Below are 14,276 nucleotides of genomic sequence, written 5' to 3'. Positions count from 1 at the left end.
TATCGGCAAGCTACGGGTGGAGCCCTGAATCATATTGGGCCGCAACGGATTAGGAGATCCAATGAGCACCGACACGCACCGCCCCCTCCGCGACAGCACGATCAACGCGGTCATCTCCAGACTCGCTGGGGCGCAACAGTATCGGCCCGACGACCCCCAGGACGGCCAGCTGCGCGATCCGCACGACTACAGCAGATACGGCTACTCGATCGCACCCGAACAGGGTGATCTGATCTACCTGCTGTGCCGTGGCATCCGCGCCACCCGGACCGTCGAATTCGCGACCTCCGTCGGCATGTCGACGCTCTACGCGGCCGCCGCCGTGCGCGACAACGGCGGCGGCAAGGTGATCGGATCGGAGATCGTGCCTACCAAAGTCACAGTCGCCCGGGCCAACCTCGCCGAGGCCGGACTCGCCGACTACGCCGAGATCCGCGAGGGCGACGCGCGCGCGACGCTGCGTGACCTCGGCGGCCAGGTCGACTTCGCGTTGATCGACGGCTGGCTCGGCGCCGAACCGTCGCTCGCCCGCGAGGTGATCGAGATCATCGCCCCGCAACTGCGCGTCGGCGGTTACGTCATGAACGACAACGCCGAACCCGATTTCCTTGCCTACGTGCGTGATCCGGCCAACGGCTTCGTGTCGGTGACGCTGCCACTGCACGGCGGGACCGAACTCTGCGTGAAGGTGGCTTAGGACGGCCGCCCAGCTTGCGGCCACTCCTGCGGCAGTGCGGGCCCGCGCGAGTCAGCGACACTCGTGCGGCGCCTGCGCTCGTCCTGGCCGCGCGGATCCATGGCTCGTGCCGCCGCGGCGAGTAACAGCAGCACGAGAAGTGCGGCACCTGCGATGGTTGCCCAGAACAGCATCTGCTCCCCGAATCCCTTGGCGTTGCGACGATGCGGTGATCATGTCTGCCGCATTCCGATAGTCAACTGGCACAGATGTTTTCATGCAACCTCTGAATGCGCGAATCGACGATGAACATTTGGTTGTGGCACAACGGAGCTCTTTCGCAGCTGGAGATATTCACAAGCGTCGGACCACATTCCGAATCGGCGGCGATTACGCCACCAGCCGCAGCCATGCCTGCGCGAGCGCGGCGTGCCCGGCCGGTGTCGGATGCACGCCGTCTTCGGCCCAGTGCTCGGGCTCGGTCGTCGCGGACAGCTTGGCGAACATGTCGTCGGCGGCGAGCAGGTGCGCGTCGTAATCGGCGGCGAGCTGATGCACGACCTGGATCTTCAGGTCCAGGTCGGCGCGCCACTCCTTACGGACCGCCTCGTCGATGCGCACGTCGCGCTTCTGGATAACGCCGCGAATGGGCAGCAGGAACGGCTCGATGAGGATCAGCTCGGTGCCTGCCTCGGCAAGGGGCGCGAGCAGGCGGTCGTAACCCGCCGCGTAGTCCTGCGCGGAGATCGGGTAACCGTACGGGTCGAGGGTGCGCCAGCCGACGTCGTTGATGCCGGCCAGGATCGATACCACGTCCGGGCGCACGTCGAGTACGTCTGCCTGCCAACGGGATTCGAGGTCGCGCACCTTACTGCCGGCCAGTCCGGAATTCAGCCAGGTCACGGCGCGGTCCGGGTGCCGCAGCGCCCACTCGTCGGCGATGCGCAGCGGGTAGCCGAACCGGCGGCCGTCTCGGCTCTCGAGTCGTTGCGGGTCGGTGATCGAATCGCCGGTGAACATCACGGTGGTTCCGGGACGGAGGGTAATCGTCACTTGCACTCCTGAAATCAACGGGGGGAGGAAACAATTCACAGTGCGGTGCTTGCCGGAGAGCCGAACCAACGGCCCGCGGCGAGCTCGAACGCCTCGCGATCAGGGTCGCCGTCAGCTACCCAGGCGACCATGCCGTCGGGTCGAACGAGCACGGCACGCAATCCGAGTTCGTTCCGCGCCGTCCCAGCCGAATACCGAATCCGGCTCTCCCACAACATCGCTGAATCCCGCAGCGATCGATCATCGCTGAAATCGAGCGCGACGCCGCGCCCGTCCTGCATCAGGTCGCCGAGGCGCGTGCCGTCCTCGAACAGAAAGTCCGGAACGCTACGGCCGACCAGTGGGTGCTCGCCGCCGAGGTCGTAACGGATCGACGAGCCCGACAGCTTCTCGAACCCGTACGTCGTGCCATCGCGGGTCCCGAGCAGATCGCGAAGCATGCCTTGGATCGCCCGGGAATGCGGGTCCGGCCGCATGATCGCCACCTGCGCGCGCGACCAGTCGAGCACCCCGGCACCGATCGGATGACGCTCCCGGGTGTAGCTGTCGAGCAGCCCCTCCGGCGCGGACCCGTGCACGGTCGCCGCGAGCTTCCACCCCAGGTTCATGGCGTCGCCGAGGCCGAGGTTGAGTCCCTGCCCGCCGAGCGGCGAGTGGATGTGCGCGGCGTCGCCCGCGAGCAAGACGCGCCCCTGCCGGTAGGTCGTCGCCTGCATCGCCCGATCGGTGAAACTCGAGGCGAGTTGGATGTCGCTCAGCGTCACGTCGGTGCCCGACACGCGGCGCAGCACCGCCTGTAGATGCTCGCGAGTCAGCTCCTGGGTGCGATCGAACGCGCCGCCGTCGAAGTCGTTCATGCCGATGTGCCCCGGCGTGCGCATCGTGATGTACATGCCCGTCGGCGTCAGGTTGATCCCCGGGCGCAGCTTCTCCGGATCGGCGATGGTGGCGAGCATGGCATAGCCGGTGAATTGTGGTTCGGTGCCGACGAATTCGAAGCCGACGAGCCCACGCACCGCACTGCGTCCACCGTCACAACCGACGACCCAACGTGCCGAGTAGGTGCCCGCGCCGGCCTCGACAACCACGCTCGCCTCGTCCTGCGTGACAGCCGAAACCGTGACCCCGCGCCTGACCTGCACACCGAGCTTGGCCGCCCGCTCCGACAGCACCGTCTCCACCGCGTCGAGGCTCGTCATCATGGATTCCGAAGCCGGACTCGGCAGCCGGAACGGCAGTGCGGCGAGGTCGATCAGCGCCGGATCGAGCACCATGCCCGCGACGTGGCCTGCGCTACGCGGGAGTGACGGCTCGTCCGTGTCGGCACCCACGCCGAGATCGTCGGGCACCCCCGACGCCGTCATCAGCGGAGGCAGCAGTCCGCGGTGGTAGAACGCCGCCACCGACGTGGCGGACAGCCCCCGCATCCCGAGCGGTTCCACCCGCCACCGGGAATGCGGCTCCGGCTCCCGCTCGAGCACCAGCACCGCGCACCCCGCGAGGCCGAGCTCACAGGCAAGGAAAAGCCCCACCGGGCCCGCCCCCACAATCACCACATCGAATTCATCCATGAACCAATGCTTTTCGAGGACTCTTGCACCGCCCTGGCGCGATGCTTGCGCGGGACTCCGCCGCCTCGCCGGAGCGTTCCGCGATCAGCCGAGTCCCGCTGCCCGTTTCGCGGTGTCCTCCAGCTCGGACCGATAGCTCTGCCACCAGCTCTGGTCGCTGCTGGGCATGTTGTCGTTGTCGGCGAGCAGTCCGGCGGCGCCGTCGATGAGTTCGCGAACGATATCGGCATGTCCGGCATGCCGATTCGTTTCGGCAGTCACATGCACGAGGATCCGGTGCAGCGTGACGACTCTGTCTTTAGTCCACCACGGAACCGAGCCTTCGGCCGTGAGCTCGAGGCTATCGATCGTGGCATCGGCATGCGCCCAAGCCCGGCGGTAGAACCCGATGATCTCCGCCCGAGATTCTTCGCCGGTGGCCCACATATCGGCGGTGGGATCGGCCTCGAAATCCTGCTGGGCGATGGGTTCGTCGTAGGGACGGCCGAAAGTATCGCCGAAGTAACCGAACTCGATGGTGCCGAGGTGCTTGACCAAGCCCAGCAAGTTGGTCCCGGTAGGGGTCATGGGACGGCGAACATCGTATTCGGACAGACCATCGAGCTTCCACAGCATGGCCTCACGCGCGTAGCGCAAATAACGGTGCAGATCCGACTTCGGATCAGTAACTGTCATACCCGCACTCTGCCAGGCACCGACCTCCCCGGCCGACTCGTGACGCCGCAGACTCAGGGGGCGTTGAGGAATGCGGTGACGTCGGTGACGAAGTCGGCGCGGGTGACGATGGCGTGTCCCGCGTCGGGGTACATCACGAGCTTTCCGTGCGGCATCAGGCGCGCGGTGTCGGCGAACATCTCCGGCGGCCAGAAGTAGTCGCGTTCTCCGCAGATCACCAGGGTCTCGGTCTCGGTCGCGCCGAGGCGGTCGTGCACGTCGTACTGGTCCTCCGCGCGCAGTAAGGCGATGGGGTCGGCGGGGTTGGGGACCTTCATCAGCACGGTCAGCCGCATCGGTATCGCCAGCAGCCGCTGAAGTGCCCGGTTCTGGGTGAATCCGGCGACGAGCGCGTCGGCGCGAAACCGGCCGTCCCGCTCCAAGCTTGCGATCATGTCCAGCTGCGCCCGCTTTGCCACCGGCCCCAAACGGTAAGCGGCACTTGCGGCTACGGCCCGGCGCACCACTTCCGGATGATCGACGACGAGCTGCAGTGCCAGGTCGCCGCCTGTCGAGTGACCGAGCACGTCGACCGGCGCACCGAAGTGCGCGGCCAGACCGGCAGCGTGGCTGGCGGCGATGTCGGAGAATGTCGTGCCGGCCGCGAGACCAGGCGCCCGACTCGTGTAGTACACCTCGAAACCGGCACGAGCGAGCGGCCGCACGCTCGCCAGGGCGATCTGGCGCATCCGTCCCGTGGGGTTGGCGTGGCTGAGTGCGAACCCGGCGAGATACACCAGCGGCCGGCCACTACCCACCCGAAGGTACGGCTCACCACCCTTGAAGACGCCCTCGGCGATGGTTTCCACGGACTTCCTTTCGGTCATCGGTCTCGCCATTGTGCCGAGGCGCCTGGCTATTCACGATAGCCGCGACCGATCAGCGGGTCAGGAAAGCACGCGCGGTTCGACCGTTGACCGGTACCGTTGTGCTGGCAGGACGGCCTTCCGGCTGGAGGGGTGTTGGCCAGAGTATTCATTAGTCACGCGAGCGCGGATCGCGAATGGGCCAGTGAGATTCGGGGCTGGCTGGTCGACGACGGGCACGAGGTCTTCCTCGATCTGCACCCGGTCGACGGTTTGATCGTCGGCGAAGAGTGGGAGCCCGAGCTCTACCGGCGCCTGCGCTGGGCCGACGCGGTGGTCTGTGTCGTCACCCAGACCTATCTCGAATCGGTGTGGTGCGCAGCCGAAGTCGGCATCGCGAAGGGCAACGGCAGCAGGCTGCTGCCGGTCCGGGTGGCCGCCGATGTCGTCCATCCGCTGCTGAAATCGCTGCAGCAGTCCAACGCCGCGGCCGATCCCGCGGTGGCCAGGCAGAAACTCGTGGTGGCGCTGCGCAGGCTCGACGCGGGCGGCGGCCTCGGCTGGTCCGACGACCGATCGCCCTATCCGGGTTTGGTGGCCTTCGACACCGACCGGCATCGGGTGTTCTTCGGTCGTGCCCGCGAGGCCGCCGACATCGCGGAGTTGTTGCGCAAGCCCGCGACTCGCGCCCAGACGGCGATACAGTTCGTGATCGGCCCGTCGGGGTGCGGGAAATCCTCGCTGGTGCGCGCGGGCGTCATTCCGCTGATCGCCGAGGAATCGCTGTGGGTGCCGCTCGACCCGATGGTCCCCGGCACCGATCCGGTGGCCGCGCTGGCCCGATCACTCGCGGTCGCCCGGCGGCGCGCGGGCATCGACCCCAAGTCGGCATCGCTGCGAGAACGCCTGGTCGGCAACGGTCTTCGCGACATCGCCGAGGAGATCCTGCTCGCCGAGCAGGCCGGCGTCGACGGCAAGCTGCTGCTGGTGATCGACCAGTTCGAGGAGTTGCTGCGGCGCACGGCACCGCGGGACCGCGCCGATTTCGTCGACCTGCTCATTCCCGCGGTCGGCGGCCCGCTGCAGATCCTTGCCACGCTCCGACCGGAATTCCTCGATCCACTCGGCACCGATCCCGCGTTGTCGCGCATCCAGACCCGGACGCACCCGGTACAGCCGCTGCGCAAGGACGCCTTGCGCGAGGTCATCGAGGGCCCGGCCAGGGTGGCGGGCTTGACCATAGAAGATGGGCTGGTCGACGCGTTGCTCGCCGACACCGACAGTGGCGAGGCCCTCCCCCTGCTGGCCTTCACCCTGGAGCAGCTGTCTGACGGGCTCCGGCGCGGCGACCTGCTCTCTCATCGTCGCTATCGCGAAATCGGCGGGGTCCGAGGCGCTTTGGATCGTCAGGCGGATACCGCATTGGCGCAGGCACAGGCGACGACCGGTCACTCGCGCGACGAGATCATCGCGGTGCTACTGCGTTTGGTCACCGTCGACGAGAACGGTGTACCGACGCGCGATCGGGTCGCGCGCGCGGAATTCAGCGAATCGGCACAGCAGATGATCGACGCCTTCGTGACCCATCGGCTGCTCATCACCGCCGAGGAGGACGAAGGCATCGTCGTCTCGGCGGCGCATGAGGCGTTTCTGCGGAACTGGTCGCCGCTGAGCGAGGCGATCGCCGACCAGAGCGCGGCACTGCGGGCCCGGCGCGCCGTGGAAATCGCGGCGGCGGAATGGAAACAGGACGACAAGCCGGTGCGCCTGTGGGAACGTGACCGGCTCGCCGTGGCCATGAAGGACACCGGTGCCCGCCTGCGCATGCTGCCGCGACCGCAACTGCGCCACTGGCCACCTCGACTCTGGCAACTCAGCACGACACGCGTCGAAACAAGTTCGCGGGCACGGGAATTCCTCGAACACAGCTATCGACGGGACCGCCTGCGCCGCGGGCGGGCAACGGTGGTGCTTTCGGCACTGCTGTGCGTCGCACTGGTAGCCGCCGTTGTCGCGATCGTGCAGCAGCAGCACGCGGTGGCGCGGCAGCACACCGCGGTGGCGCGGCAATTGCTGGCGCAGGCGGATCAACTGCGCGATGTCGACCCGAGGACGGCGATCCGGCTCGGGCTGGCGGCCGACCGCATCGATCCTGGTAGTGAGACGCGGCAGTGGCTGATCAACATGCTGTCCACCACCCGATATGCGGGCACCGTCGACGGACCCCCGAAAAACGTTGACCGACTGGCCTTCTCACCGGACGGCCAGACGCTCGCCATACAGCAAACGAACGGGACGATCGCCCTCTGGGGCGTGTCCGACTCCGGCCGAGCACAGGCGCTCGGCGAACCACTGACGGGCATCAGCGATATCACGGATATCGCTTTCACTCCGGACGGCAAGACACTGCTCACCGGTGCGGGCCTCGACCGCAACGCGCGGGCCGCACGCTCGGGTCAATCGAGCTACGGTGAGCCGAGTTACGAATCGTCCAGTGTGGACGGCCTGATCTGGTGGGATGTCACCGATCCGGCTCATCCGCGCCAGAAAGTCCGTGCAGCCCTGTCTATCCCGGAGAAACTGCAGTTCGACTTCGCGCCGGCGACGATGTTGGCGATCAGTAGCGCGTACACCGAACCGACCACGTTATGGGATCTCACCGATCCCGAGCATCCGGTCCCCACCGCGACGATCCTGCCTCGCGAAGAAGCCATCGACGCCGCTGAATTCTCGCCGGACGGCAAGCTTCTGGTGACCGCCACCATCAAAGCCCTCACCATATGGGACGTCTCCGACCGGCATTCCCCGCGTCCGGTCGGCGGATCGGGGCTCGGGCCGGCGATCCTCCGGCACCTCGCATTCTCACCCGATGGCCATCAGTTGGTGGTCTCACCCTCGACGTCCGGTGCCGCACGCTGGGACATCACCGACCCGGCGCACCCGCGTGCCGAACCAGGCATCGAGACGATCTGGTCGCGGGTGGCGTTCGCTCCGGCAGGCGATGTCATCGCCGGAGCCGTCAACAACGGTGTCTCGCTGTCGGTACTGGACAACACGGCGAACACCATTCGAGCGGGGCCATGGCTGGTCGGCCAGCCCGCCGCGATTACCGCGATCGCGTTCTCGGCGAACGGAATTCTCGCGGTAGGCGGACCGGACGGCCGGACCACCCTGTGGACGATCGACGCCCACACCCAACCACAGCCCATCGGTCGGCCGTTCACCGGCGAGGTAGGCATGGTCGCCGCTCCGTGCGGCGTCGCGACCAGTGGCGATCTCATCGCGACCGGTGGCAGGAGCGGGAAAGTCGATCTGTGGGGGACCGGAAACCCCGGCATGCCCGTACGCACCGCGACCTTCGACACCGAGCACTTCGATTACCTCAACGACAACCGAATCAGCTGTATCGCACTGTCGCCAGACGGCAAGACCTTGGCGACGGGGGGTGCGGATCGGACGGTGGCGCTGTGGGATGTCGGCGACCGACAGCACCCTCGGCGTCTCGGCGTGCCCCTGACCGGGCTGGCGGGGGACGTGACCACACTCGCGTTCTCGCCCGACAGCAAGCGGCTCGCCGCAGGCAGTGACGAGAACTCGCTGGCATGGGATATCGAGATCAGAGACGCGCCGCGGCGGCTCGGACGTGGGATCCACGAAGCGGTCATGAAGCAGATCTCGTTCACCGCCGACGGCCGGGTACTCGCGATGGGCTCAGCACACCGGGAGTTGACCTTCTGGGACTTCACCGACTCCGACCGTCCGATCCGGCTCGGCGGCCTACCGCTCGCGCAAAACACGCCGGTGGCGTATTCGCCGGTGACCGGCGTGCTGGTGGTTATCGAGAACGGCGCCGGACAGTTCTGGGACGTCGCCGACCCCGCACACCCCGCGCCGGTCGGCAACGCCGTGCGACCGGACATCGGGAACTTCGGCGCCCAATTCGATGCGACCGGAACGATTCTCGCCATCTACGGCAGCCAACAGGTACAGATGTGGCTCGTCGGCGACCCAGCACATCCGACGCGGATCGGTGAGCCTCGGGATGCCGGGGCGTTCGACATCATGTCGGCCACCTTCACCGCCGATTCGAAGCGGCTCATCACCGGCCACGAGAAGGGCGCGGTGGTCGACTGGGATCTGCGCAGGCTGCACGACCTTCGTCGAGATCCGGCCGAAATCGGTTGCCAGACAGTGGGCTCCGCGCTTGGGCCGGACAGCTGGCGCCAGTACATCCAAGAGCTCCCCTACCGCGACACCTGCGGATGACAACAGGCCGTCATCCCATAGGTGTCAGCCGCACGACCCGGCCGAGCGTGGAGCGATCTGTGTAGTACATGGTGTCGGACGAGTCCACCGTGAGTGCGACGACCTCGCCGAGGTCGGTGTACGGCAGTCGTTGCGGCGTCACCGCTTCCGGCGGGAGGCGCCACAGCCTGGCGGTAGTCGTCGAGGTCAAGTTACCGTCCGCCGAACTGAATTCCAGATCATTGTCCGCAAGCAATCGATTTCCCCGGTGGTCGATCGCGATCGCGGAGAGGAATTTCAGGTCCGGGATCGGCGTCGGCACCGCGGGTGACTTTCCGCCGCGGAAGGTGAGCAGCGTCGGTACCGGATCCGAAACGAACACGACGACATCGCCGTTGTCGGATACCGCGATCGGCGGGCGCAGGTGCTCGACAGTCGCCAGCACCTCGGCGGTCGCCGATCCCGCAGCCAGCTTGATGATCCGGGATTTCTCGGGGTCGGTGGCGAACAGGGTGCCCGCGTGGTCGACGGCGATGCCGGCGTCCATCGCCGATCCGGCGGTCGACAGATCCTGGCCCGCCGCGTCGGTGAACGAAAGGGCAACGGCCGTCCGGCGATCCGCCGAAATCCTCAGTATTCGCTGCAGGCTGTAATCGCCGACATACAACTCCCCGGCCGGGCCGAACGCGACATTGCTCGGGTCTTTCAGCTCCTGGATCGGCAAACGCTCCGGCCGGAAACTCCCGGCGGACAGCCGCTGAATGTGCTCGGACTCGGCCACATACACGTCGCCGTTCCGATCCACGACAACGCCTTTAGGCCCGGTCACGAGCATCGGCAGATCGGCCTGCACCTGCCACCCCGTCGCCTGCTCCGCCCGCGGCGCGCTCGGCCAGCACGCCCACACCGTGATGACCACCCCGACCAGCACCACGACGCCGACCAGCCACCGCATGGACAGCCGTGCCTTCATCCCTCGATTATCACGTAACTCTTTGCGCCGGATCGGCACAACGCCCACCGCGCACGTGCTAATAGTGAGCAGTGCCGGAGACGGAACCGCAGGGCGGGTCGGTGGATGAGAACGACCCCGTATGGGTGCGGTTGAACGAACAGCTGCGCTGGTATAGCACGAACGGCGCGCAGGCACAGCGCATGTACAAGCGGGTCAAGTTCGCGCAGATCGCGGTCGGCGCCGCGGTACCCGTGGTCGCCCTCTCCGCCCCCGCCGGACTGACCGCCTCGATCGCCGCCCTCGTAGTGATCGCCGAGGGCGCCCAGCAACTATTCCAGTGGCACACCAATTGGCTGCGCTACCGCGGCACCGCCGAGGCCTTGAAGCGAGAGAAGTATCTCTACCTGACCGCCAGCGGCCCGTACCGATCGCCGGACCGGCGGTCGATCCTGGTCGAACGGGTCGAAGGCGTTGTCGGGAACGAGAACACGGGTTGGCTCTCCGAACATGAACGGCGGCCGGAAACAGCGGGCTGAGGGCGTGGGGTTGTCCCTGCGGTCAGCTGTCCAATGGCGGCAGGTGACCTAGCTGGTCGATAACGCGTTGACGCAGCAGGAGATATTCATCCCTTCGTCGCGGTAGTCGACCACGCGGACGTTGGACAACCCGGGGATTGGTGACGACCTGTCCATCGCGGAACTGGCTACGGGTCAGGTCCAATTCGATGCCGGTGGTCAGGCGATTCCACCAATGGAACCCATGCTGTTCCGCACCCGACCACACCTCACCGACGATCAAATCACCACCGAAGATGTCGTTGACGATCAAGGCCGTGATGTCGCATTGCCCCCACGCGGGATTCTCCGGCCGCCAACCCGCCCTGGCAACGTCATCCGGGGAACAGGTATCCCCCGCCCAACTCGCACGCAGAGCCTTGTCGATGGCGAGCAGATCCCAGACCGTCATGAGCAGCAGGATGCCATCAGCCACCGACACGGCGCAGTGGTCGGCGCGGGCTGGCCAGGATTCGATTGTTCTCCGGGTGGAGTCCGGGGTTGTCCCTGATGTGGTGGTTCGGGGATGCGCGCACGATGGGTCTTGCTGCGGGAGCGATCGCCGGGAGGCTCAGATGGCAGGTTCGCACATCTCTGGTTTAGCGCCGGGCGCGGCGCGGCGCCCAGACATGGTGTGGCACAGCACTAAAGCGTTCGTGTCGCGGTGGCCATGGGTTGCGTCGCTCGCCGTCGCGGTGGCCGTCGACCTCGTCATCGGCGGTGCCCGCCACTTCGACTTCCATGGCATCAACGGGTTCAGCACCATCAACTACGGGTGGCTCGCATTCACCTTGGTCGGCGGGGTCGGGTTCGCATGGCGGTTGGCGTGCGCCCCGCTGACGCCGCTGCGAACGGTGCGGCCGTTGATCGCGGCGGCGGTGGCGTACGGGCTGTGCTTTGCCGCGGTCACGATCACCGCGCTGGTGTTCCTACCGGATCAGAGCCTGGGCGAGACACTTTCCACCGATGCGCCGGGGCGGGCACTAACGGTCGGCGCCGTGGTGCTCGTCCTCGGGGTGGTCGCGGAGATGTTCCGGGCCGCCGTACGCTCCCGCGAGTAGACACCTGCTACTTGGCCGCTGTAGTCATGGTGCGATGCGTGCGACGGCACCGGTTTCCAATGCAGTCCACACCGCGCCGTCGGGGCCGACGGTGATGCCGTGTGGTTCGGATTCCGGTGTGGGTAGGCCGAATTCGGTGATGATGCCGGCAGGGGTGATCCGGCCGACCCGGTTGGCGCCCCATTCGGTGAACCAGCAGTCGCCGGCGGGAAGTGCGGTGATGGCATGCGGTTTCGCCGTCGGATCTGGCAGCGGAAACATCTTGATGATGCCCGTCGAGGTGATACTGCCGATTCGACCGGTATTCATCTCGGTGAACCACATGGCCTCGTCCGGACCGGCACAGATACCGAACGGGCCACTGCCCGAAGGTAATTCGAACGCCGACAGGACACCATCAGTAGTGAGGCGCCCGATATGGTCGTCGCCAGAACGAGTGAACCACAACGCTTCGTCCGCACCCGTCGCGGTTCTCTGGGACCGGAGTCATGCGGCCTATGCTGGCACGCCGAAATCCGGGGGTCACCGAATTGCCGTTCAGTGGCACACCGTGGCGGGGTCTTTCGGCCGATGCCGCCGTGGTGTGCCACTGGATGGCGGTTCATCGCTAAGCGATGGGATTGGCCGACTCGGGTGGGGTGAGGCGGCGGAACATGTGCGGGACCTTGCGGACGTGTCCGTCGTATGCGCGGGCGTTGGTTGACTCGGCATGGCTAATCGAGCGTTCGGGATCTACCGTGGAGATGCGAATCATCCATGCACTAGGGGGATTTCATGGATCTCGGTTTTCATCTCTCTACTTTCGAAATCGAGGGCGGTTCCGGCGCTTTCGCCGGTGAGCTGGGCCGGGTCGGCGTCGCGGCCGAGGCGGCGGGGGCTAGCTGGTTGTCGTTCATGGACCATTACTTTCAGATCGAGCTGACCGGGCTTCCGGCGGAGTCGGCCATGTTGGAGGGGTACACCACGCTCGGTTATCTGGCGGCGCACACCTCGACGATCGGGCTTGGTCTGCTGGTCAGCGGTGTGACCTATCGGCATCCCGGGCTGTTGGCCAAGATCGTGGCCACCCTCGATGTATTGTCCGGCGGGCGGGCGATACTCGGTATCGGCGCCGCCTGGTTCGAGCGCGAGCATCGCGGGCTCGGGGTGCCCTTTCCGCCCGTCGCGGAACGGTTCGAGCGGCTGGAAGAGGCGGTGCGGATCTGTGCGCAGATGTGGGATCCGCAGAGCGACGGGCCATTTCAGGGCAAGCACTATCAGTTGACCGAAACGCTTTGCGTACCACAGCCGATCAACCGGCCCAAGGTTCTCATCGCCGGTGGCGGGGAACGTAAAACGCTCCGACTCGTCGCGCAGTACGGTGACGCCTGCAATCTCGTCGGCTCGTCTCCGCAGGATGTCGGGCACAAGCTCGACGTCCTGCGACGCCACTGCGACGACGTCGGCCGGGACTACCAGGAAATCCGCACGACGATCATCGCCAGCAACCCGCGGCCGACTCCGGGCACGCTCAATGAATTCGTGCGCGGGATGGCCGATTACGCGAAACTCGGCGTACACGAGGCCGTGGTCATCCCGATGGGCGGCACACCGGCGGCGTGGATCGACGGCATGGCACCGGCCGTGCCACGACTCGCCGACCTCGGATAGCCGCTGTTCAAAGGTTCGTCAGGAATTCGTTGACGGTCTTGGCGAAGCCGTCGGGGTCGGTGGCGTAGATGAAGTGGTCGGTGTCGAGTTCGACCAGGTGAGTGTTGGGGCGGCGTTGGATCATCGCGTCGGCTTGTTCGCGTGGGATAACGCCGTGGTTGGCGCGGATGAGCAGGGCGGGGCAGCTGCTGGCGGTCCAATCGGCCCAATGATCGCCGTGGACATGGCCTTCGGAGTCGACAATGTCGCGAGGATGGAACGGGAGGGCCCAGCTGCCGTCGGCGCGTTCGCGCACCAGGTCGCCGAACATCGCGGCCATCGGTCCCATGCCGTCGACGAGTTCCTGGCGGGTGGGCGCCGCATAGGGCAGGGCGAGCACGAACTGCAGCGGATTGGCGCCGTCGAGGCCGAGACTGGCCGGGCCGTCGGCATCGATGAAGGCCTCGACGCGCTCGGGGTGGCGAGCGGCGAATTGGTAGGCGTTGATGCCGCCGAGCGAATGTCCTACCAGCACAACACTGTCCAGGCCGAGGTGGTCGAGCAGGGCGGTGATGTCGTCGAGGTAACCGGCACGGGTGTAGTCCTGGGCGCGGTCGGAGTACCCGTGCCCGCGCTGGTCGAGAGCGATCAGCCGCCAGCCGGGCGCGAGCCGTTCGGCCAGCCCGGCGAAGCTGGCGGCGTCGGACATGTGGCCGTGCAGCGCCAACAGCGGTCGCCCGGTGCCGCCGAAGTCCAGGTAGGACAGGTGGCGGCCATCGATGTCGAAAGCGGCTCGGGTAGCGGTCATTTCAGTGTCTCCTTCAGCTCGAACAAGGACAACACTAACCATATTAAGACAGTTGTGCAAGACATATGTTCAACTCGAATCCTGCCTCGAATATCTTGAAGCGCCGAATGAGCCCACATGAACGCCCCCATACCCCCGATGCCGCGCCTACCCCGGCCCACCTCGAGCTGGTCGATGGGGTGGCGATCCCGAAGACGCGGTGTC

The 14,276-nt window shown here is 66.5% G+C and carries 14 protein-coding genes; 5 read left to right on the top strand and 9 right to left on the bottom strand.

The window, feature by feature from the left end:
• The first annotated feature begins 61 nt into the window (after positions 1-61).
• The gene (locus ACIBCN_RS28010; protein ID WP_396994664.1) at positions 62-697 is read left to right on the top strand and encodes an O-methyltransferase; all 636 of its coding nucleotides are present in this window, start codon (positions 62-64) and stop codon (positions 695-697) included.
• Here ACIBCN_RS28010 and ACIBCN_RS28005 read toward each other — a convergent pair.
• The 5 genes from ACIBCN_RS28005 to ACIBCN_RS27985 all read right to left on the bottom strand — a co-directional run bounded on the left by ACIBCN_RS28005 (position 694) and on the right by ACIBCN_RS27985 (position 4,841).
• A complete protein-coding gene (locus tag ACIBCN_RS28005; RefSeq protein ID WP_396994663.1) occupies positions 694-870 on the bottom strand; it encodes a hypothetical protein in 177 nt (58 codons plus the stop codon). The genes ACIBCN_RS28010 and ACIBCN_RS28005 overlap by 4 nt on opposite strands.
• 196 nt (positions 871-1,066) lie before the next feature.
• Positions 1,067-1,729, bottom strand: a complete 663-nt coding sequence (locus ACIBCN_RS28000) for an SGNH/GDSL hydrolase family protein (RefSeq protein WP_396994662.1) — start codon at positions 1,727-1,729, stop codon at positions 1,067-1,069.
• Between the two features lie 35 nt (positions 1,730-1,764).
• Positions 1,765-3,300: an FAD-dependent monooxygenase gene (locus ACIBCN_RS27995; protein WP_396994661.1), complete on the bottom strand. Its 1,536-nt coding sequence runs from the start codon at positions 3,298-3,300 to the stop codon at positions 1,765-1,767.
• Between the two features lie 84 nt (positions 3,301-3,384).
• Positions 3,385-3,975 carry a DinB family protein gene (locus ACIBCN_RS27990; RefSeq protein ID WP_396994660.1) on the bottom strand — a complete coding sequence of 197 codons (591 nt, stop codon included), beginning with the start codon at positions 3,973-3,975 and terminating at the stop codon, positions 3,385-3,387.
• A 53-nt stretch (positions 3,976-4,028) separates the two neighbouring features.
• Positions 4,029-4,841 (bottom strand): alpha/beta fold hydrolase, encoded by an 813-nt coding sequence (locus ACIBCN_RS27985; protein WP_396994659.1) that lies wholly within the window; start codon positions 4,839-4,841, stop codon positions 4,029-4,031.
• Positions 4,842-4,976: 135 nt separating this feature from the next.
• On the opposite strand from ACIBCN_RS27985, the gene ACIBCN_RS27980 reads away from it, so the two are divergent.
• The gene (locus ACIBCN_RS27980) at positions 4,977-9,086 is read left to right on the top strand and encodes a TIR domain-containing protein (RefSeq protein ID WP_396994658.1); all 4,110 of its coding nucleotides are present in this window, start codon (positions 4,977-4,979) and stop codon (positions 9,084-9,086) included.
• 10 nt (positions 9,087-9,096) lie between these two features.
• Here the strand turns inward: ACIBCN_RS27980 and ACIBCN_RS27975 are convergent, their stop codons facing one another.
• A complete protein-coding gene (locus ACIBCN_RS27975; RefSeq protein WP_396994657.1) occupies positions 9,097-10,038 on the bottom strand; it encodes a hypothetical protein in 942 nt (313 codons plus the stop codon).
• 101 nt (positions 10,039-10,139) lie between these two features.
• On the opposite strand from ACIBCN_RS27975, the gene ACIBCN_RS27970 reads away from it, so the two are divergent.
• The gene (locus tag ACIBCN_RS27970) at positions 10,140-10,556 is read left to right on the top strand and encodes a DUF4231 domain-containing protein (protein ID WP_396994656.1); all 417 of its coding nucleotides are present in this window, start codon (positions 10,140-10,142) and stop codon (positions 10,554-10,556) included.
• Between the two features lie 22 nt (positions 10,557-10,578).
• Here ACIBCN_RS27970 and ACIBCN_RS27965 read toward each other — a convergent pair whose 3' ends face one another.
• On the bottom strand, positions 10,579-11,016 hold the full coding sequence (locus tag ACIBCN_RS27965; RefSeq protein WP_396994655.1) for a hypothetical protein: 438 nt from the start codon (positions 11,014-11,016) through the stop codon (positions 10,579-10,581).
• Between the two features lie 133 nt (positions 11,017-11,149).
• On the opposite strand from ACIBCN_RS27965, the gene ACIBCN_RS27960 reads away from it, so the two are divergent.
• Positions 11,150-11,635, top strand: coding sequence for a hypothetical protein (locus ACIBCN_RS27960; protein ID WP_396994654.1), 486 nt, complete (start codon positions 11,150-11,152; stop codon positions 11,633-11,635).
• A 24-nt stretch (positions 11,636-11,659) separates the two neighbouring features.
• Here ACIBCN_RS27960 and ACIBCN_RS27955 read toward each other — a convergent pair whose 3' ends face one another.
• Complete coding sequence (locus ACIBCN_RS27955) at positions 11,660-11,944, bottom strand: hypothetical protein (protein WP_396994653.1); 285 nt, start codon at positions 11,942-11,944, stop codon at positions 11,660-11,662.
• A gap of 465 nt (positions 11,945-12,409) precedes the next feature.
• On the opposite strand from ACIBCN_RS27955, the gene ACIBCN_RS27950 reads away from it, so the two are divergent.
• Positions 12,410-13,285: an LLM class F420-dependent oxidoreductase gene (locus ACIBCN_RS27950; RefSeq protein ID WP_396994652.1), complete on the top strand. Its 876-nt coding sequence runs from the start codon at positions 12,410-12,412 to the stop codon at positions 13,283-13,285.
• Positions 13,286-13,292: 7 nt separating this feature from the next.
• On the opposite strand, the gene ACIBCN_RS27945 is transcribed toward ACIBCN_RS27950, so the two are convergent.
• Positions 13,293-14,072 (bottom strand): alpha/beta fold hydrolase, encoded by a 780-nt coding sequence (locus tag ACIBCN_RS27945; RefSeq protein ID WP_396994651.1) that lies wholly within the window; start codon positions 14,070-14,072, stop codon positions 13,293-13,295.
• Positions 14,073-14,276 lie beyond the last annotated feature (204 nt).

Origin of the sequence: Nocardia sp. NPDC051052 (assembly GCF_044456045.1) — a bacterium.
In the GTDB taxonomy this organism is placed as follows: domain Bacteria; phylum Actinomycetota; class Actinomycetes; order Mycobacteriales; family Mycobacteriaceae; genus Nocardia.
This window is presented reverse-complemented; position numbering and strand designations above follow the sequence as displayed.